Raw genomic sequence first — 19,899 nt, 5'->3', positions numbered from 1 at the left:
CCGGAATGTGCACCCCCGGTTCTTCCTCCCTGGTGCCGGGGCCCGGGGCTCCGGCGGTTCAGATGCTGTCGCGGGGGCGGTCGGCGAGGCGGCGCAGGGTACGGCCGAGGCGCTGGGCGTACAGGCGCTGGAAGACGGGGACCACGGGCCCCGCGAGGCGGCTGTAGAGGCGGGCCGGGCGGCTGAATGCGGTCACGGTGAACCACACCGAGCCGTCCGCGCGCAGCTCCGCGATGAACGCCTCCTCGCCGCACTCCGGGTGGCCGTCCCGGGTGCCGTACGCGAAGCCGACGCGGTCCTCCTCCTCCGCCGTCCACACGACCCGACAGGGTGCACGCAGCCACAGCGGGCCGATGCCGAGCGCGACCTCGACGGCCACCCCGGGGGCGGCGCGCGGGGCGTCGGCGTGGACCTGGGCGCCTGACGCGCGGTGCATCCGGAAGGTGGTGATCGCCTCGCCCGCCGCCGCCAGCACCTCGGGACCGTGGCCGATCTTCCGCTCCTCGTGCAGGTGGTGGTAGCCGGGCGGCAGCGGGCGGTGCCGGGTGCCGCCCTCCTCGGGATAGTTGAGGTCGCTCATGCGGTGCGCTCCTTCAGCGTGCGGATGTCGGGTTCGGTCGTGGTGCCGTGGGTCTGCGCAACGGGTTCGTCCGGAGCCGGCACCTGCACGGCGCGCAGCCGTCGCTGGGCGAGGAGCGCGCAGAGGGCGAATCCGAGGGCGTTGCCCAGGCCGTGGGTGGCGGCCATCCAGGCGAGCGAGGGGTGGGGCAAGCCGGTCGCCTCACCGAGCGCCCAGCTCAGAGCCAGCAGCATGGTGGCCACGAGGACCGTCGCGGAGCAGGCGAGCAGCGCCCGCGTCGTCCGGTCGGGCCCCGTCGTCCTCAGGTCGCGCCAGGTCAGCAGGCCCACCAGCCACATACCGGCGGTCAGGACCAGGGCGCCGGCCAGCTCCGCCCAGTCGTCGGCGAAGTACCCGGCGAGCACCAGCAGGGTGCCCACCGGAACGCTGAGCGCGGCGGCCCGGCCCGCCCGGCCGCCGCCGGTGCCGCGGCACACCAGGCCAGCGATCAGCGCCGCGGCGAATCCGGCGAAGTGGAAGTGCGGCACTGTCAGCGCCAGGATGTCGAGGTCGAAGCCGAACAGCCGGTACCCGCCGCGCTCGGCGACCAGTGCGGCACCGGCGACGGCCGGGGTGGCCAGCGCGGTCAGCACGGCGACCTCGGACGCCGCCAGGGAACGGGTGCGGGCGAGCCGCCGCGGGGCCTGGAGGGCGAGCGCGAGGGTGGCCACCGCGTAACCGGCGGCGCAGCCCACGGCGAGGGGGCCGCGCGGCAGCCAGAGGGCCGCCGTGCCCGCCGCGGCGGCGAGCGGCCACCAGCGGCGGAGGCGGGCCATGCCCCCCGAGCCCCGTCCTTCGACGAGTGAGATCCCGAGCGGGATCACCACGAACATCCCGAGCATGACGATGAAGTGGACCAATACGGTCACCACGCCCCCCTTTCGTGACCTGTCTGTCCGGTACGGCGCCGACAGTACGCGCAGAATTGAACGTGTTCAAGAATGGTCCCCGGTGGAGGGCTCTCCGTGTCCGCCGCCGCCCGGCGGGCGCGCCGAGGTCCGCGGAAGTGGGCGTCGCGGGGGCGGTGGAGCACCCGCGCGTCGCGCTTCCGGGCCGCTGCGTACACTCCCTGACCAGGACGGCAGCGGTGAAAGAAGCGGAACGGGCGAGCCCTGGGGGCACCATGCGGATGCATGTCGACCGGCGTCATGAGCGGGTGCTCGCGCTGGTCCAGGAGCGCGGCAGCCTGCGGGTGACGGACCTGGCGGGCGAGCTGGGCGTGTCCGTTGTCACGGTGCGGCGGGATGTCGAGACGCTGTCCGGGCAGGGCAGGTTGGTGCGGCGGCACGGCGCGGTGCTGTGGCCCGGCGCCGTGGCGGACCGCCGCGAGCGGGAAGCGGGTCACGCGGGGGGCGCGCCGGGGAGGCCGGCGCCGGTCGTCGGCATGGTGGTACCGACCGTCGACCGCTTCTTCGGTGACATGGTGCGCGGCGCCCGCGAGACGGTGGAGGCGCAAGGCGGCCGCCTGCTCCTCGGGCTGACGTCCTATCAGCCGGAAGAGGACGCCGCACAGATCGGACGGATGCTGGAAGGCGGCGCCAACGGGTTGTTGCTGGCGCCCAGTTGGCAGGAAGGGCTGCCCTCGGCGGCCCAGCAGCAGCGGCTGCGGGAGAGCGCCGCGCCGGTGGTGCTCGTCGAGCGGTGGGCGCCCGCGGGAAGTCCCGCCGCTGAGCTGGACCGGGTGCGTACGGACCGGGCGCACGGTGCGGCGATGGCGGTCCGGCATCTCGCTGACCTCGGCCACCGGAGGATCGCGCTCGCGGTCCAGGAGAGCGTGCACGCGGGCCGTATCCGGGACGGCTTCGAGGGCGCGGTGCGATCGTTGGGGCTCACGTCCGTACCGGTGTCGCCGTCGGAGGGCCACCCGGCGTCGACCGGCACCCGGCGACTGGAGGCCACCTTGGAGCATCTGGCCGACGCGGTGGCCCGCGACCGGGTCACGGCCGCCCTGGTGCACAGCGACGCGGACGCCATCGCGCTGGTGGCCCGCCTGCGCGAGCGCGGCGTACGGGTGCCCGAGGACCTGGCGGTGGTGGCGTACGATGACGAGGTGGCCTCGCTCGCGGAGGTTCCGCTCACCGCCGTGGCCCCTCCCAAGCGTGCGGTCGGGGCGATGGCGGCGCAGCTGCTGCTGACCCGGATCGCCGAGGACGCCGACCGTGAGCGGGAGGCGCTGCCCCGCCAACACCTCGATCTGCTACCGGAATTGCGTGTGCGCGCCTCGTGCGGTGGGGGCGCCGGCGGGACCGGGGGCCCGGGGCCCGTCACCCGAGCCGCACCGTGACCTTCTGGCTGACTCCGCCCGTCCCCGTCAGGTCGCCGAAGGTCAGCGTCAGCGAGGCACCCGTGGTGGCCGCGGTGACCGTCGAGGGCTTGGAGAGCACCGCGGCGACCCGTCGGCGCCAGGTCACCTTCAGCGAGCTCCTGGCGCGCATCGGGTCGCTCACGCCGATGACGGCGGTGCCGTCCGCCCGCTCGTGCACCGTCACGCTCGCCGGCGCGTCCGTGGTGAGCGGGCCCGCGGTGCCGCCGAACCAGAAGTTGGCGCCGAGGAACCCGAGCGAGGGCACCGCGACCGCCTGGAGGGCGTCGGTGTTGGCCAGGATCCGCAGCCAGGAGGTGTCCGCGGACCGGGCCGCGGTACGCGCCGCGGAGGCACCGGGCAGCAGGACGTAGGAGTAGCGGGCGCCGGACGGATCGGTGCCGTGATCGGCGAGCAGCGTGAGGTAGCGGCGCTCCAACCGGGTCGGTGAGCCGCCCGCGTTGATGTCCTTCCAGGACCCGGAGCGTGCCTCGCGAAGGGCCTTGAGCGTCGTGCCGCAGGGGAAGACGTAGCCGGCGTGGCCGGCGAGGTGCGCCCAGCGGGTGCCGGTCAGGGGCGCCGACCAGGGATATGAGGTGGGCTGCCGCCGGCCGTCCACGGTGAGCGCCGAGGCGCCCAGGGGCCCAAGATTGCGGTTGTCGACGATCGTTTCGACCGATCGGCCGTCCCGCGCGGTGATGCCCGCTCCGAGGCAGACCACCGCGTCATCGAGGAAGAACCAGGACTTCTTGGCCACGAGGGTGGACGCCAGTCCCTTGAGGTACTGGCCGACCGCGGCGTAGGACCCGGCGTCGCTGCCACCCACCCACGACACCTCGGGGCGCGCCGCGCCCCACACGCCGCCCTCCCCGTCCGCGAGCTGCTTGCCGGACGCGGTGGTGCCGGGCAGCCGCATCGGGTCGACGGTGGGCCAGAAAGCGTCGCTGTACTGACCGTTGCCGTAGGTGTCGCCCCACCAATAGAGCATCCCGGAGCCGGTGTGCCAGCCGCGGACGTTCTCGCCGTTGCCGTTCTCGTAGTGGGTGATGCGCCGGGAGGCCATGGAGAGGGAGGCGGCCCAGCCGGGGCGGCGGTGCACCACGCGGTCCATGCCCGGGAACTGCCGGTGGCCGGTCGGCTCGGGGACGGGCGTCACCGCGGAGTCGTCCAGGACCTCCTTGAGCCGGGAGAGCGCACCGATCGACAGGCTCGGATCGCTCATCGCGGGGGAGTAATAGTCGCGAGAGCACCAGCCCTTGGCCAGGCCGCGCCAGCGGGTCCGCTCCGCGGCGCTCGCGCCCTCCCCCAGCAGAAGGATCGATGCGATGACGGGATGGCCCCGCAGATGGTCGTCGGCCTGCGTCCCCGTCGCGTCGCCCGCGGCCACGCCGCGGCTGATCGCGCGACCCGAAACGCCGTCCATCATCAGTCCGTTGAAGAGGAGCGGCGCGTAGGCGTGCTCGACCGCGTCGAGGAACAGCTGCCGCTTCGGATCGGCCACCGCCCACGGGGAGTCGCCGAGCAGTGCGAAGAGCTTGCTGAGGCCGTCGATCAGCACCGCGCCGTAGGAGCCGGTGTAGGGCACCCAGGTGTGCTGGACGACCGAGCCGTCGGCGTAGATGCCGTCGCCCGAGGCGACGTAGGGGAAGACCGGGGTGAGGGCGTCGCGGGCCAGCGCGATCTTGTCGGCGTCCGCCCCGACGATGCCGCGCAGCGCCAGTACCCGGCACAGGTCCACGCGGTTGGCTCCGGTGCTGGTGCCCGTGTACGAGCCGACGGCCGTATCCGGTACGAAGTGGTCGACCGCGGCGAGGTAGCGTGCCCTGCGCTCGTCGGACAGCTGGTCGTGGAGCAGGACACAGATGTCCAACAGCGGCTGCGGGGCGCCGATCTGCCAGTTGTACCAGTTGCCGTAGCGGGTGGTCCGCTCGTTGTAGACCTGCTCGTCGAGGTGGTCGAGGCCGGTCAGCAGGGCCGTGGCGAGGTCCGGGTCGCCGGTGACGCCCGTGCCGGGCTGCGCGAAGGCCTGCGCCATCGTCTGCAGGCGCGCGTAACTGGTCTGGATCTGGCCCGAGAAGCCGTACGACTCGGGATCGGTGTCGGGCTCGGGGTCGGCGAAGACCGCGTCCGGCCACAGTGAGCCGTCGGCCGGCGTCATCGTCGAGCGCAGCTTCCTCGCGGTGGCGCCGAGTGCCGCGAGCCGGTCCTTGAAGGGCTGCGCTGTGGGGCTGAAGCCGGTGCCGAGCAGCAGTTCGCGCCATGTCGTACGCAGCGCAGCGAAATCCTCGGCGGAGGCCGCGGAGCGACCTGCCGCGGCGCCGTCGGCGGTGTGGGGACGGGCCAGGGCGGAGGCGCCGGTCAGCCCGGCGGCGAGCGAGGCACCGCCCGCCGTGAGGAGCAGGGAACGGCGGGTCCATGGGTGCGTCATGGGGTCTCCGTAGCCGGGAGGGCGGGGGCGCCGAGGGTGCGGCGTGCCCGTATGAAACACGAGCGACACCAAACGCTCAAGAGGTTCGCATCAAACGATCCAAACGATCGTTCGCTCGCGAAGTGTTCGCCCCTCCACCCCTCCCGGATTGCCGGCTGGGCGGGTCCTCACCGGGCGCCGGCACCGAGGCCGCCGACGGCGAGGTCCCGGGCCCCGGGGGCTAGCCCTCCGGCTCGCCGTGCCGCCCCGCTCCCGCCGCGAACCGCGCCGCGCCTTCCAGTCCCTCCGCCAACACCGCCTGCCCATGGACCAGTTCGCGTTCCATGGCCTTCGCTTCCGGCTCGCCCTCCTGGTCGAGCAGCGAGGCGCGGTCGCTACGCAGGCACGCCTGCGGCAGGCTCGCGATCTCGGCTGCCAGGCTCTCCGCCTCCGCGCGCGCCCTTCCGGTCGGCACGAGCCGGTTGGCCAACCCGATGTCCAGTGCCTCCGCGGCCGATACCGGACGGCCCGTCAATACCAGGTCCCTCGCCCGGCTCACCCCGATCAGCCGCGGCAGTCGCACCGTCCCGCCGTCGATCAGCGGCACGCCCCAGCGCCGGCAGAACACTCCGAAGACCGCGTCCTCCTCCGCGATCCGCAGGTCGCACCAGAGCGCGAGCTCCAGCCCGCCGGCGACCGCGTGGCCGGCGACCGCCGCGATCACCGGCTTGCTCAGCCGCATCCGGGTCGGCCCCATCGGCCCGTCGCCGTCCGGGGCGACGCGGTTGCCGTGCCCGGTGCCGACCGCCTTGAGGTCGGCACCGGAGCAGAACGTGCCACCCTCGCCCCACAGCACCGCGACGTGCGCACCCTCATCGGCCTCGAACGCACGGAAGGCGTCGGCAAGTTGAGCTGCCGTGGCGCCGTCCACGGCGTTACGCGACGCCGGCCGCGACAGCACCACCGTCGTGACCGGCCCCGCGCGCTCCACCCGTACGGACATCAGGCGGTACCCGGTGCGGTGTCCCCGGACCTGGACCCGGGGCGGGCGCGCTCCAGGATCGCGGCCAGGTCGGCGCCGGCGGGCAGCGTGCCGAAGGCGTTGCCCCAATCGCCGTCCAGACGCGACGCGCAGAACGCGTCGGCGACCGCGGGGTGACTGAACCGCACGAGCAGCGAACCCTGAAGCACCAGCGCCATCCGCTCGGCGAGCGAACGGGCCATCAGCTGCGCGCGCTCCGGGTCGGCCAGGCCGCCGAGCATCTTGCGGACCCCGGCCACCGCGGCGTCCAGCCGCCGGTCGGCACCCGCGGCCGTCTCGACCTCGGCGAGGAACGCCTCCAGCGCGGCCGGTTCCTTGCTCAGCGCCCGCAGGACATCGAGCGCCGCCACGTTCCCCGAGCCCTCCCAGATCGACAGCAGCGGCGCCTCCCGGTAGAGGCGCGGCATGCCCGATTCCTCGACGTAACCATTGCCGCCCAGGCACTCCAGCGCCTCCGCCGCGTGCGTGCTGCCGCGCTTGCAGACCCAGTACTTACCGGCCGCGAGCGCCAGCCGGCGCAGCGCCCCCTCCGCGCTGTCCCCTGCCTGGGACCGGTCCACCGCAGCGGCGAGCCGCATACCCAGCAGCGTCGCTGCCTCCGACTCGACGGCGAGGTCGGCCAGCACCGAACGCATCAGCGGCTGCCGGTCCAACTCCCGCCCGAACGCCCGCCGGTGGGAGGTGTGGTGCAGCGCCTGACGCAGCCCGGCCCGCATGCCCGCCGCGGAGCCGAGCACACAGTCCAGCCGGGTCATGTTCACCATCTCGACGATGGTGCGCACCCCACGGCCCGGCTCGCCGACCGGCCAGGCCACCGCCTGGTCGTACTCGATCTCCGAGGACGCGTTCGAGCGGTTGCCCAGCTTGTCCTTGAGCCGCATCAGCCGCATTCCGTTGAGGGAGCCGTCCGGGAGTACCCGCGGCAGCAGAAAGCAGCTCAGTCCCTCCTCGGTCTGCGCCAGCGCCAGGAACACATCGCTCATGGGAGCCGAGGTGAACCACTTGTGGCCGGTGATGCGGTAGGTGCCGTCACCGGCCGGCACCGCACGCGTGGTGTTGGCCCGTACGTCGCTGCCGCCCTGCTTCTCCGTCATCGACATGCCCGCGATCAGCCCCGCCTTGCTCAGCGGCGCGCGCAGCCCGAAGTCGTAGGTGCGGGAGGCGAGCAGGGGTTCGTACCGTGCGGCGAGGTCCGGAGCGGCCCGCAGCGCCGGCACGGCGGCGTACGTCATCGAGACCGGGCAGCCGTGTCCGGCCTCGGCCTGCGACCAGACGTAGAACTTCGCCGCACGCACCAGATGCGCTCCCGGCCGGTCGTCCACCCAGGGCGCGGCGTGCAGGCCGTGCTCCACCGCGACGGTCATCAGCTGATGCCAGGCCGGGTGGAACTCCACCTCGTCGACGCGGTGACCGAAGCGGTCGTGGGTGCGCAGCCTGGGCGGCTGTTCCTCCGCCCACCGGGCCTGGTCCTGCACGGCTGCCGAGCCGGCCAGCGCGCCCAGCTCGGCGACCTCCGGCTCGCCCCACCCGGCGCCCTCCCGGCGCAGGGCCTCCAGCAGGGCCGGTTCGTCGGCCGTGCTGAATCCGGTCAGTGGCGGGGCCTGATTCACGACTTCATGGGTGACGGTCATGGCTCGACGTTACAGAAACCGAACAGCTGTGAGAAGGCTGTAATGCCCGCGATCGGCGGAGCTAGAATTTCCCGCACTCATGAACGACGACATCCGGCCCCGCCGCGACCATGCCCCGCAGCGCTCCGGCGAGCGCACCCCGACCGCGGAGGACGCCCCCGCGCTGCGTCCTCTCACGGCCCGCTCGATCGTGCTGAGCACCCTCCTCGGGCACCACCCGCCGCAGCTGCCCGCGCGCGCCCTGGTGCGGGTCGGCGAGCTCTTCGGCATCGCCGAAGGCACCGTCCGGGTCGCGCTCTCCCGGATGGTGGCCGCCGGAGACCTGCGGCAGGGCGACGGCTCGTACGGCCTCACCGCGCGGCTGCTGGAGCGCCAGTCACGGCAGGACGAAAGCCGGTCGCCCAGGACCAGGGCATGGCGGGGGGACTGGGAGATCGCCGTGGTCACCACGGCCGAACGCCGGCCCGCAGCGGAGCGCACCGCGCTGCGCCAGGCCATGTCCGGGCTGCGCCTGGCCGAGCTCCGCGAGGGCAGCTGGCTGCGCCCCGCCAACCTCGACCGGCCCCGCCCCGCTGTCGTCACCGCACAGTGCACCTGGTTCACCGGCACCCCCGACGACGACCCGGTCGCCCTCGCCGGCCGCCTCTGGGACCTGACCGGCTGGGCCGACGAGGCCCGCGCCCTGATGGCCGCGCTGGACCGCGCGGACACCCTGGCCGACCGCTTCACGGTCGCGGCCGCCGCGCTGCGCCATCTGCTGTCGGACCCGCTGCTGCCCGACGCGCTGCTGCCGCCCGGCTGGCCCGGCGGCGAACTCCGGCTGCGCTACGACGCGTTCGCGGCCGAGCTGCGCGAGCTGCTCCGTCAGTACCTGTCACCGCGGGCGGCCCGCTGAACTGCCCGCCGTAGGCGGCGACGGTGCTCGAAGCCCGGCGCATCGCCGCAGTGCTTCCTCAGCGCGAGGCGCTCGCGCAGGTCACAGCGGTAGAACGCAGACCGGGACGGGCGCGGCGAAGGGTTCGCCGGTGCGGGTCAGCCCTCCGCTCCCGGAATCCACCGAGAACACCGTCACCGTGCCGGACTTCTGGTTCGCCGCGAACAGCAGTCGCTCGTCGGGGGAGAACGCGAGATGCCGGGGGAAGTCACCGCCCACCGGCACGGTGTCCAGCAGCCGCAGTCGCGCCCCGCCACCCTCCACGGCGTAACGGGTGAGGCTGTTGTGGCCACGATTGGCGAGATACGCGAAGCCGCCGTCCCGGGTGACCAGCAGCTGCGCGGGGTAGCTGGTGCCTGCCCCGGTGCCGGTGGACTGCGGTGTGCCGGGCGTCAGCCGGCCACTGCCGGCGTCGTACCCGCAGACCACGACGGTGTTGTCGACCTCGTTGGCGAGGTAGGCGAAGCGGCCGGACGGATGGAAGGTCAGATGCCGCGGGCCGGCGCCGGGGCGCAGCGCCGCCCGCGACACCTCCGTGAGCCTCCCCGCGGTCTCGTCCAGCCGGTAGGTGTAGACGGTGTCGTTGCCGAGGTCCACGGCGAGTACGTGCCGGCCGTCGGGGGCGGTGAGGATCTGGTGGGCGTGCGGCCCGTCCTGACCGGGGCCGGGCGGCGGGCTGTCGTGGGTGACGAGGTCGGTCCGCTCGCCCAGGGCGCCGCTGTCCGGCGCGATCGGATGGACGGCCACGCTGCCGGAGAGGTAGTTGGCGCTGAGCAGCCAGCGGCCGCCGGGGTGCACCGACAGGTGGCAGGGCCCGGCCCCGCCGGTCGACCGGGTGCCCAGCACCGTAGGCGCGCCGCCCGAGGGCAGTGCGATGGCTGTCACGCCGCCCTGCTGCTGTTCATCGACCGCGTAGAGGGTGCGCTCACCCGGCGCGAGCGCCAGAAACGACGGATCCGCGACGTCCGCGACCACCCCGGTGGCGGTGATCCGGCCACTGGTGTCGTAGGTGCCCAGACCGATACCGGTGCCGCCGCCCTCCGTGGAGGTGTAGGTCCCCAGGAACAGCGGGCGGTCGGTGCGGGGGCGCCGCCCGGAGCGGTGCCGGGCGTGGGCGGGACCGGCGTCCTTGACGTTCAGTGCCGAGACCGCGGCCGTCGCGGCGAGCCCCGCGACCGTGCCGGCGAACCGCCGGCGGGCGAGGCCGCTTCCCGTCGTGGTGCCTGGCCGTGCTGAACTCATGTCACACCTCGGCGTTCGGTGATCTGTGGGGGATCTGCGTGCCGTGCTGCGTGCTGTGCTGTGCTGTGGTGCGCGGTGACCCGAATACGGCAGCCAGGGTGACCCGTTACCCCACCTCTCGGCAAGGGACGCAACCCGAATTGCGTAGTACGCAACGCCACTTCGGGGAGGCGTGGGTGCCGACCGTCCGAGGTCCGCACGAGGACTGAAGGGGGACAGGCGCGGCCGGCAGGAGCGGCCTCAGGGTCGGGGATCGCGACGTTCGTGCAGGTCAGCGGTGCTCTTCCGGCCCAGCTACCCCGACGCGGTCGTACATCCCGGTGATGACCATCAGCCCCACCCGTAGCACTCGAGTCGTACAGCACAACACATACGCGGACTGATTCGCCGCCCCCTGTCCGGCTCGTAGTTTCTTGATCAAGGCACGGAGATGATCGAGAGGCCACGGATATATGTACGGCAAGGCATTCGCCCCGGAATACCAGGATGAGCTGGGCTCGGCGCTGGGCGTGAACTCCTCGTACGAGGAGGTGCTGGCGACCGCGGGACTGGCTCGCTCCCGCGCGAGCGGGCCCCTGGAGCGGGCGCGTGCCGCGCTCGCCGTCGCGGAGGCCAACCGGCGCCTCGGCCGGGTGGCGGACGCCGGCGACGCCTGGCGGGAGAGCTACCGCAGCGCGCGCACCGCGGGCGACGCGGGCGCCATGGCCTGGGCGCTGTGGAGCGGAGGCACCCTCGCCCGCCAGTGCGGGACGCTGCCTCTCGCCCGCAGGCTGCTCACCCACGCCGTGACGCTGGCCGCCACCAGCGGGGACCGCCTCGCCCACGGCTACTCCCTCGCGGGGCTCGCGGAGACCGGCCGCATCCAGGGTGACTACGCCGCGGTCGCCGAACTCCACGAGCAACTGCTCGAACAGGGCCGGGCGCACGGCGAGGCCCGGCACATGGTCTGGGCGATGTCCGGCATCGCGCAGATGCACCGCAACACCGGCGAATACGCCAAGGCCCTGGAGCTGTTCGAGGAGTCCGTCCGAATAGCCACCGAGGCCGATGACGCGCGGGGCCGCGCCTGGTCGCTGCGCGGTGTCGCCGACGTCCTCTCGGTCCAGGGCGAACCGGACCGTGCGCTGGAGCTGCTGTCCGAGGCCGAGGTCATCTGCCGTGCCATGGACCTGGCGAGCGCGCTCGCCTACAACCACAAGATGCGGGGGAACGTCCTCTACCGCGCGGGGCGCTACGCAGCGGCCCGCGACACCTACCTTGTGGCGCTGCGCGAGTTCCGCGCCATGCACGAGCCCCGGGGCACCGCCCTCTCCCGGCTGGGGCTGACCAAGTCCCGTGCCCGCCTGGGCCGCGACCTGCGGGAGACCCTCGACGAACTCGGCGAGCTGGAACGGGACTTCACCCGGATCGGGCTGCGCCACGCCCGCGACGCGGTCATCGCCTTCCGGGACGAGGAGAGCGCGACATCGGCGCCAGCAGGTCCCGCTCCTTGCTGCGATGCCACCACGCACCGGTCTGCCGCAGTTCCCGCCACGTCGTGAAGCGATAGCGGAAGACCCGCGCCCGCACCCGCGCGGGCGGCACGTCCGGGAACGGATTGACGCGCAGCAGCCGCAGCGTGTCGCGGTCGTTCTCCAGCAGCCGCTCCACGAACGGGACGAACCACGCCCGCGCATAGGCCGGCGAGAGGGCCGCGAACCACATCAGCCAGTCCAGGCGCAGGTGGTACGGCGCGAACTGGCGCGGCAGCCGTCGCACGTCCCCCGGCTTGCCGTGGAACTCGTACGCCAGCCAGGTCGTGTCCGGCCCGTTCACCGCGTCCGCCGTGCCCTCGACGACGATCTCCCGGCGCACCCGGGTGATGCTGCCGAACGCCCCGTAGGAATTGACGAGGTGCAGCGAGTCATAGGAGGCGTTCATGCGCTGCTGCCGGGCCAGGAGGTTGCGGACAGGGCGGTAGCTGAGCACGAGGACGAGCGCGGTCATGGCGATGACCAGGACCTCGAACCAGACCGGTGGAGCCGGCAGGGACGAGGGCGGCTCGGCCCAGGAGGGCACGGCCGAGAGGGCCAGCGCGATGGTGACCCAGTTCAGCCAGGCGAAGTTGCCGGACAGCACCAGCCACAGCTGGGTGACCGCCATCGCGACGGCGGCCCACCCCGCGATCGGCTGTGGGGTGAACAGCAGCACGGGCAGCAGGAGTTGCGCCACATGGTTGGCGGCCACCTCCGCCCGGTGCAGCGGCTTGGGCAGATGGTGGAAGAACCAGCTCAGCGGGCCCGGCATCGGCTGGGTCTCGTGGTGGTAGTACAGACAGGTCAGGTCCCGCCAGCAGCTGTCGCCGCGCATCTTGATCAGCCCGGCGCCGAACTCCACCCGGAACAGCACCCAGCGCAGCAACCACATCACCAGCACCGGGGGAGCGGTCCGGTCGTTGCCGAGGAAGACCGCGAGCAGACCGGCCTCCAGCAGCAGCGACTCCCAGCCGAAGCCGTACCAGGTCTGCCCCACGTTCACGATGGACAGAGACATCGCCCACAGCGCGGCCCACATCACCATCGCCGCCCAGAGCGGGACCGCGTCCGCGGCGCCCGCCGCGACGGCCGCCGCCAGCAGCGCCCCGCACCACGCCCAGGCCGCGAAGAACCGGTCGGAGTAGTGCAGCTGGAAGACCGACGGCGCGTCGCGGAACGGCATCCGTGCCACGAACGCGGGGATCGGCAACATGCCGCGGGCCCCGATGAGCGCCCGGAAATGCCGCGCCGCGGCGATGAAGGCGATCAGGTAAAGGACGGCCAGCATTCGCTGGTAGATGAGCCGGCCGAGCCAGTAGCCGGGATCCGAGAACCATTCCACCCGCCCATGGGTAGCACTCCGGCCGTGCGCCCGGCGGGGAGGCGCGCGGCCTCACGGGGGTGTCGTCGGGCTCCGGCCCGGCGGCCCGCCCGGGGCATCGAAAGCGGCGTCCGGGAGGCGGTACGCCGAAGGGCCGGTGCGGACACCGGCCCTTCGGCACGCTGGTGAGCGGATCGCTCGCCGGGAGCCACGACCCCGTGAAAACGGAGGCCGGGAGGGAGCGAACGCTCCCCCTACCCGCTCATTTCCAGGGTACGGACGCCGCCGCCACCGGCAACCGGAGCGCTGTGCGAGGCGCCGTGCCGGCCCCCGGCCGCGTTGTTTCCTCCGTGCGCGCGGGGCGCTGTTACCGCCTTCCGGTGACATGCCGATTTCACCGCAAAAAAGTCGAGCGAGCCGCGAGGGACATCGTTAGGCTGGAGGACGACGGACGACCTTTCGGGGAGACGCCAACACCATTGGCCCGTCGCGGGAACGCCACAAACCCTGGCCGATCTCCCGGTTTGTGAACGAGGCGCCACCGCGTCGGAACCAATACCTCGATGAAGGAGTGCGTGGTGGCATTGCACAAGGCTCACTACGAGCAGCCTCGCCCCCAGCAGGGCGACCGGCCGGGCCGTATCAAGGAAGTCCGCAATCTGGAGGTCTGGGACCGCTGTGTCCCGGTGCGCCTCGCCGGCTGCGACGACGACCCGGCCGAGTCGAACATCTTCCGCGGCATCGACTGACCGCCGGGCGCCGGGCCGCCGCTTCCCCTCGAAGCGCGCCCCACGCCGCCCGAACCGACGGGAGCGGCTGCCCTCGGCAGTCGCTCCCGTCCGCAGGCGAGAGCCCGGCCGGTCAGGGCCGGCGCCCGAGCAGGCAGAGCAGCCGGGTGAGGTCATCGGCGCCGGCCGGGGGCTCCACGGGCTCGGCGAACAGCCCGGATCCACCGAGCTCCGCGGCGTACGGTTCGACCTCGCACAGCGCCGCCGTCGCCAGGTGCCCCGGCAGCCGTTCCTCCGCGCCGACGGCCCGGGAGAGGTCCCAGGCGTGCACCACCGCGTCGGCCATCATCTGCGTGCAGTAGGCAGCGGCGCCGCTGGAGCCGTAGGACAGGTGCACGGTGCGGTCCAGCGCGCCCGGTTCGCTGAACGCCGCCACGGCGGCGACCGCCGCGCGGTCCCAGACGGCGGCAGGGTCCTCGCCCAGCCGGTCGCCGTCGAAGTCCGCCCCCACCTCCGCGACCGTGGCGCCGTCGCGCACCAGACGAGGCACCCACAACTGCTCGACGGTGAGGTGGTTGACCAGATCGCGCACCGACCACCGGGTGCACGGCGTCGGGGCGTCCCACTGGTCGTCGCGGACGGCGTGGACCCGGGTCCCGAAGAGTTCGATCGCCTCGCCGTGCGTGCGCAGGATCTCGTCCTTGTTCATGTTCCCCGAGGATAGGAGCGGCCACTGACAACGGCCCCCCGGCGCACCGCTGTCGGGCGGGTGCTCACCGCCCGTCGCGCCCGCCGACCGCCCCTTCGAGCCTCCCGTCCCGGCGCGGCGGCGCCCCCGCCGCTCCTCGATGACCCGTTCGGCCCAGCCCGGCAGGGGAATTTTCCCGGGCCGGGAGAAGCGAGAAGATCGGCGCGAGGAGCGGCGTGGACGGCGGTCCCACCAGGTGGGCGAGGTCCGCCGGGCGGGCGCGCGGCGGGCGCGTGGTCAGTCGGCGTACAGCCGGCTCCGCGGCACGACCTGGAGGCTCTGGTCGGGCCCGGCCCAGAGGAGTTTCATGTGCGCCTCGCCCGTGCCCTCCGTGTAGTCGATGCGGATGCTGTGCCGGTGCCCAGCGGTGAGCGTGACGGTCCCCTTGTCGGCCTTAGGCCCGTGCGGTGTGCTGCTGTCGATGATCGGTTCGCCGTCGATCCACAGGCGCACGGTGTCGTCGGAGACGGTGGTGAAGGTGTACGTCCCGCCCGACCGCGGTTGGATGCTCCCCGTCCACCGGGTGCTGAAGTGGTCCGAGGGGATGCGTGGATCGGGAGAGCCGTCGAAGCGGTAGGACTTGTTGACGGTGGGGTCGACGGTGGTCACCGCAGGCGGTCCGCTGAAGGAGTCATTGGCCCAGGTCCGCGCGGTCAGCCCCGTCCCGGTGCCGGGTGGGGACGCCGCCGGAGGTTCGATGCCGAGCCGGATCACGCCGGCGACGGGGCCGGTGGCGGCGCCCGAGGGGGTGAGGTCGAAGCCGTCGCCTGACGGTGTGACCCGCACCCGCTGCGAGCTGCCCAGGACCGTGGCGGAGGTGACCTCGAAGGCGTCCTTGGCCGTGAGGTGCAGTGGGCTGCCGGCCGCGGGCCACGACGTCACGGAGGCATACAGGGTGTCGCCCCGGCGCGAGACCGCTCCCCAGGAGGGGTCTGCGACGAGTCCGGTGTGCCCGGCCCCGTACACCGCGCCGCCCTGGCCGTGCGCGCCGAGCCACCGGCCCGCCTCGCGGAGCCGGTCCACGGACGGCTGCGGGATGCGCCCGCGCCGGTCGGGTCCGACGTTCAGCAGATAGTTGCCGCCGCGGCTCGCGACGTCCAACAGGTTGCGGACGACGGTCGCCGACGACTTCCAGTGGGTGTCGTACTTCGCGAAGCCCCAGTGGTCGTTGAGGGTCATACAGCTCTCCCACAGCTGCCCGGCGACCGGTTCGTCGGGGATCTCCTGCTCAGGGGTGCCGAAGTCGCCGTCGACCACCTCGCGCTTGCCGACCCGGTTGTTGACGATCAGGCCGGGGTCCAGGTGATGCAGATACGCCTGGAGGTCGGCGCCGTCACGGCGGGACCAGGTGTTGGTGGGGTTGTCGGCGTCCCATTCGCCGTCGAACCACAGCAGTGCCGGGTCGTAGCCGTCCACCAGTTCCTTGAGCTGCGCGTACATCCGTTTCTTGTAGCGCGGGAAGGTCGCCGGGTCGGCGAAGTCGGGGTCGTGCCAGTCCCAGATCGAGTAGTAGAAGCCCAGCTTGATACCGGCGGCGTCCGCGGCCTTCTTCAGCTCGGCGAGGATGTCGCGGTGGGGGTCGAAGGACGAATGGTCGCGCAAATTCCAGGAGTTCTGCTTCGTCGGCCACATCGCGTACCCGTCATGGTGCTTGGACGTGATGACGATGTAGCGCTGGCCCGCGTCCTTGGCGGCCTTGACGACCGCCTCGGCGTCGAAGTCCGCGGGGTTGAAGGTCGCGGCCTGCTTCTCGTACTCCGCGGTGGGGATCGCGCACTCGCGCTTGATCCACTCGGCGTTGCGGCAGACGGTCCCGTCGGGCCGGGTGTACTCGCCCTCCAGGTTCGAGTAGGCGCCGAAGTGGATGAACATCCCGAAGCGGTCCTGGCGCCACCAGGAGGTGCGCTCCGAGGTGAAGGGGTCGTCGATCGCGTGGTTGGTGCCGGGGCCCGCGGTGACGCGTGGCGGGGGCTTCGCGGACGCCGTGGGGCTGCCGCCGGTCAGCAGCAGGGCTCCCAGCAGCCCCAGAACTCCCAGCGCCCTGGCCGGTCGTGTGCCTCTGCGCATGGCTCGCTCCTCCGGTCGGTTCGTGCCGACGGTGCTTCCGTGCCACCCCGCATGGTGGCGCGCACCGTGCCGGACCGGAAGACGTCTGACACGACAAACATCGGAGGACAGTGGTCAACAAGCGGAGCAAATAGTGGAGTTGAGAGTGTCGACCTCGAAAGATGTCCGATAGACGTCCGATCTAAGGGAAAAGGGGGGAGGTGAGACGGACGGCGTGACGAGGCGCATCGAACGGCGTGCGGTGCGCGCCGACTGCGCATCAGCGCCCTGGCGAACCCGGGGAGGTGGCTGTTCAATGGGCGCGGGCCGCACTCACTGGAGGCACCATGAACGCCGTCGCCCCATCCGCCGCCAACGGCACCGCATCCGCCGGGCCACCCGCCGTCGCGCACAGAGGCGGCCCCGCCGAGGTGTCACGCCCCGCACCCGCCCTCCGCGCCGCGGGACACGAACGGAGCTATCCCGACTTCCTCGACCGGGCAGCGCGCATGGCAACCGGCTTATCCGATACGGGTGTCGATCCGGGCGACCGGATCGCCATCGTCATGCGCAACGAACCCGCCCACTTGGAGATCACCGCCGCGGCCGCCCGGATCGGCGCCTCCGCGGTGCCGGTCAACTGGCACTTCAAGCACGACGAGCTGCGGCATGTGCTGACCGACAGCGGCAGCAAGGTCGTCTTCGCCCACACGGACCTGCTGGCCGCGGTGCGCGCCGCGCTCCCCGACGGCGTACGGATCATCGAGGTGCCCGTGCCCGAAGGCGTCGCGGCAGCCTGCGGGTTCTCCGCGCCGCCCGCAACCGGCGACCACCCCCTCCTGGACAGCTGGCTGGCCGGCTACGCCCCGCTGGCCCGGGCAGCCGAGGAGCGCCCGCCCACCGTCATCTACAGCTCCGGAACGACCGGGCGCCCCAAGGGAGTTCTGCGCGAACCGGTGCCCCAGGACCGGCTGGAGGAGGGGGTCAGGTCGTTCCTGGAGTACTTCGCCGTGGCACCCGGCGGCCGGACCCTGATCCCCGCCCCGCTCTACCACGCGTCGCCCAGCCAGCACGCCGTCCTCGCCCTCGCCGCGGGCCTGGACATCACCTTGATGCCGCACTTCGATGCCGAGGAGTTCCTGCGGCTGATCGAGCGCCACCGCATCGAGCAGGTGCAGGTGGTGCCCACGATGTTCGTCCGGCTGCTGCGGCTGCCCAAGGACGTGCGCGAGCGGTACGACCTGTCGTCGCTCACCTCGGTCGTGCACGCCGCGGCGCCCTGTCCGCCGCACGTCAAACACGCGATGATCGACTGGCTGGGGCCGGTGCTGCGGGAGTACTACGGGGGCAGCGAAACCGGCGCGGTGACGTGGTGCGACAGTGCGGAATGGCTCGCCCACCCGGGCACGGTCGGCCGGGCCGACGGTACCTGCGGTGTCGCGGTCCTCGGGCCCGAGGGCGAGGCGCTGCCGACCGGCGCCACCGGCGAGATCTATCTCAAACCCTCCGACAACTGGCCGCAGTTCACCTACCTCGGCGACGCCGCCAAGCGCGCCGCGATGGAGGCGCCCGGCCTGCCCGGCTACGTCACGATCGGCGACATCGGCCACCTCGACGCGGACGGTTACCTCTACCTCAGCGACCGCCGCAACGACATGGTCATCTCCGGCGGCGTCAACATCTACCCGGCGGAGATCGAGGGCTGTCTGCTCTCCCTCGAAGGGGTGCGGGACGTGGCGGTGTTCGGCATACCCGACGAGGAGTTCGGCGAGGTGCTGGCGGCGCACGTGCAGACGGAGCCGGGTGTGCTGTTGCGTGCCGAGGCGGTGCGCTCGCACGTCGCGGAGCGACTGGCCGGGTACAAGGTGCCCAGGGCCGTGGTCTTCGAGGAACTTCTGCCGCGCGACGAGTCGGGCAAGCTCTTCAAGCGGCGGCTGCGGGACCCCTATTGGGCCGGGCGGGACGGCGCCATCTGAGCGTGGGGCCGGATGCGGGCGGTGCCGTATCCGGCCCCTGCCGCACTACTTGACATGCTTATAACAAGTCTCGAATTATGTGGCGCCGGGGACCGAGGCACAGGAGGCGCCCATGGTGGCCCAGCGGCGTACGACGACCCGGGACATGCGGCGCGGGAACCGGTCCGTGGTCCTGTGGACCCTGTACTTCGACGGGCCGCTCAGCCGCCAGGACCTCAGCGCTCGTACGGGCCTGAGCGTCACCACCGTCTCCACGGTCGTCGGCGAACTCCTCGGTGAGGGCGTGGTGGTGGAGGCCGGTGCGGTCGACTCCGACGGCGGGCGGCCGCGGATCCTGCTGCGCGTCGACCCCGGCCGGCGTTACGCCGTCGGCGTGGACGTGGGGGAGACCCGGGTGCGGGTCGAGCTCTACGACCTGGCCATGAACGAGCGGGCGAGGGCCGATCACCCGCTGGAGAGCGGCCGCCACGACGTCGGGCCGGTGGTCGAGCGGATCCTCGCGGGTCTGCGGGAGGTCACCGCGGCCGCCGCGGTCGACCGGGCCGACATCCTGGGCGTCGGCGTCGCCGTCTCCGGAATCGTCGAGCAGGCGGGTGCGAGCGAGGGCGGTGCGCTGGTGCACGGCCAGACCTTCGACTGGGACGCGGTGCCGCTCGGCCGTCTGCTGCGGGCCGGTACCGCGGCGTCCCCGGGCACCGACCTGCCGCTGTACATCGAGAACGGCGCCAGGACCCTGGGGCAGGCGGAGATGTGGTTCGGCGCGGGGCGCGGGGCCGATCATGCCGTGATCGCGCTGATCGGGTCCGGTGTCGGGGCCGCCGTCGTCGCCAACGGCAGCTTCTACCACGGCGCCACCAGCAGCGCGGGGGAGTGGGGGCACACCGTCGTACAGGTCGGCGGCCGGCGCTGCCGGTGCGGGGCGCGGGGGTGCCTTGAGGCGTACGTGGGCGCCGAGGCGATCCTGGACCGCTACCACCAGGCCCGCAGGGGCCGGCCCGCGCCCGGCGCCGACGAGGAGTCCGCCCTGGCCGCGCTGATCGCCGGTGCCGGCGGCAGCCCCGCGGCCCGTCGGGTCCTGGACGAGACCTGCGTCTATCTCGGTGCGGGCATCGCCAACCTGGTGAATCTCTTCAACCCCCGGCGGATCGTCCTCGGCGGGTGGGCCGGGTCGATGCTCGGCGACCGGCTGCTGCCGCAGATCCGCGAGGCGGTGGCCGGTCCTGCGCTGCGCCACCCGTACGAGCGCTGCACCGTCGAGCTGTGCCGGCTCGGCCCTGACGCGGTGGCGCTCGGGGCGGCGACGCTGCCCGTCGAGCGTTTCCTGGCGAGCGGTGGCACCGCCTGAGGGCGCGTACGAGGCCGTCGTTCCGATCGCTGAACTCCCCTTCC

15 protein-coding genes are annotated in these 19,899 nt (G+C 72.8%); 6 read left to right on the top strand and 9 right to left on the bottom strand.

Annotation, left to right across the window (positions count from 1 at the left end):
- Positions 1-58: 58 nt before the first annotated feature.
- Together ACGFZW_RS04610 and ACGFZW_RS04605 are read right to left on the bottom strand one after the other, a co-directional pair.
- Positions 59-580: a DUF1990 family protein gene (locus tag ACGFZW_RS04610; protein ID WP_393891547.1), complete on the bottom strand. Its 522-nt coding sequence runs from the start codon at positions 578-580 to the stop codon at positions 59-61.
- Positions 577-1,488 carry a YndJ family protein gene (locus tag ACGFZW_RS04605; protein WP_393891546.1) on the bottom strand — a complete coding sequence of 304 codons (912 nt, stop codon included), beginning with the start codon at positions 1,486-1,488 and terminating at the stop codon, positions 577-579. The genes ACGFZW_RS04610 and ACGFZW_RS04605 overlap by 4 nt, the downstream gene beginning before the upstream one ends.
- A gap of 254 nt (positions 1,489-1,742) precedes the next feature.
- Here ACGFZW_RS04605 and ACGFZW_RS04600 point away from each other — a divergent pair, with 254 nt between their 5' ends.
- Positions 1,743-2,903, top strand: a complete 1,161-nt coding sequence (locus ACGFZW_RS04600; RefSeq protein ID WP_393891545.1) for a substrate-binding domain-containing protein — start codon at positions 1,743-1,745, stop codon at positions 2,901-2,903.
- On the opposite strand, the gene ACGFZW_RS04595 is transcribed toward ACGFZW_RS04600, so the two are convergent.
- The 3 genes from ACGFZW_RS04595 to ACGFZW_RS04585 all read right to left on the bottom strand — a co-directional run bounded on the left by ACGFZW_RS04595 (position 2,884) and on the right by ACGFZW_RS04585 (position 8,001).
- Positions 2,884-5,349 (bottom strand): polysaccharide lyase 8 family protein, encoded by a 2,466-nt coding sequence (locus ACGFZW_RS04595; RefSeq protein ID WP_393891544.1) that lies wholly within the window; start codon positions 5,347-5,349, stop codon positions 2,884-2,886. The two genes, ACGFZW_RS04600 and ACGFZW_RS04595, sit on opposite strands and share 20 nt — an antisense overlap.
- 220 nt (positions 5,350-5,569) lie before the next feature.
- The gene (locus tag ACGFZW_RS04590) at positions 5,570-6,331 is read right to left on the bottom strand and encodes a crotonase/enoyl-CoA hydratase family protein (protein WP_393891543.1); all 762 of its coding nucleotides are present in this window, start codon (positions 6,329-6,331) and stop codon (positions 5,570-5,572) included.
- Positions 6,331-8,001, bottom strand: coding sequence for an acyl-CoA dehydrogenase family protein (locus ACGFZW_RS04585; protein ID WP_393891542.1), 1,671 nt, complete (start codon positions 7,999-8,001; stop codon positions 6,331-6,333). The genes ACGFZW_RS04590 and ACGFZW_RS04585 overlap by 1 nt, the downstream gene beginning before the upstream one ends.
- A gap of 79 nt (positions 8,002-8,080) precedes the next feature.
- Between ACGFZW_RS04585 and ACGFZW_RS04580 the strand changes: the two genes are divergently transcribed.
- Entirely contained in the window at positions 8,081-8,896 is an 816-nt protein-coding gene (locus tag ACGFZW_RS04580; protein WP_393891541.1) for a PaaX family transcriptional regulator C-terminal domain-containing protein, read from the top strand.
- Positions 8,897-8,977: 81 nt separating this feature from the next.
- On the opposite strand, the gene ACGFZW_RS04575 is transcribed toward ACGFZW_RS04580, so the two are convergent.
- Entirely contained in the window at positions 8,978-10,177 is a 1,200-nt protein-coding gene (locus ACGFZW_RS04575) for a lactonase family protein (RefSeq protein ID WP_393891540.1), read from the bottom strand.
- A gap of 452 nt (positions 10,178-10,629) precedes the next feature.
- On the opposite strand from ACGFZW_RS04575, the gene ACGFZW_RS04570 reads away from it, so the two are divergent.
- A complete protein-coding gene (locus ACGFZW_RS04570) occupies positions 10,630-11,718 on the top strand; it encodes a tetratricopeptide repeat protein (RefSeq protein ID WP_393891539.1) in 1,089 nt (362 codons plus the stop codon).
- Here the strand turns inward: ACGFZW_RS04570 and ACGFZW_RS04565 are convergent.
- A complete protein-coding gene (locus ACGFZW_RS04565; RefSeq protein WP_393891538.1) occupies positions 11,612-13,033 on the bottom strand; it encodes a lipase maturation factor family protein in 1,422 nt (473 codons plus the stop codon). The two genes, ACGFZW_RS04570 and ACGFZW_RS04565, sit on opposite strands and share 107 nt — an antisense overlap.
- Positions 13,034-13,590: 557 nt before the next feature.
- Here ACGFZW_RS04565 and ACGFZW_RS04560 point away from each other — a divergent pair.
- A complete protein-coding gene (locus ACGFZW_RS04560; protein WP_393891537.1) occupies positions 13,591-13,761 on the top strand; it encodes a hypothetical protein in 171 nt (56 codons plus the stop codon).
- A gap of 112 nt (positions 13,762-13,873) precedes the next feature.
- Here ACGFZW_RS04560 and ACGFZW_RS04555 read toward each other — a convergent pair whose 3' ends face one another.
- Positions 13,874-14,449: a TIGR03086 family metal-binding protein gene (locus ACGFZW_RS04555; protein ID WP_393891536.1), complete on the bottom strand. Its 576-nt coding sequence runs from the start codon at positions 14,447-14,449 to the stop codon at positions 13,874-13,876.
- Positions 14,450-14,725: 276 nt separating this feature from the next.
- A complete protein-coding gene (locus ACGFZW_RS04550; RefSeq protein WP_393891535.1) occupies positions 14,726-16,555 on the bottom strand; it encodes an alpha-L-fucosidase in 1,830 nt (609 codons plus the stop codon).
- Between the two features lie 326 nt (positions 16,556-16,881).
- On the opposite strand from ACGFZW_RS04550, the gene ACGFZW_RS04545 reads away from it, so the two are divergent.
- Positions 16,882-18,510, top strand: coding sequence for an AMP-binding protein (locus ACGFZW_RS04545; RefSeq protein WP_393891534.1), 1,629 nt, complete (start codon positions 16,882-16,884; stop codon positions 18,508-18,510).
- Between the two features lie 112 nt (positions 18,511-18,622).
- Complete coding sequence (locus tag ACGFZW_RS04540; RefSeq protein ID WP_393891533.1) at positions 18,623-19,855, top strand: ROK family protein; 1,233 nt, start codon at positions 18,623-18,625, stop codon at positions 19,853-19,855.
- Positions 19,856-19,899 lie beyond the last annotated feature (44 nt).

The sequence above is a fragment of the Streptomyces sp. NPDC048248 genome (assembly GCF_043201875.1).
Taxonomy (GTDB): Bacteria; Actinomycetota; Actinomycetes; order Streptomycetales; family Streptomycetaceae; genus Streptomyces.
Note: the sequence above shows the minus strand (reverse complement) of the source record. Positions and strands in the feature narration are given on the sequence as shown.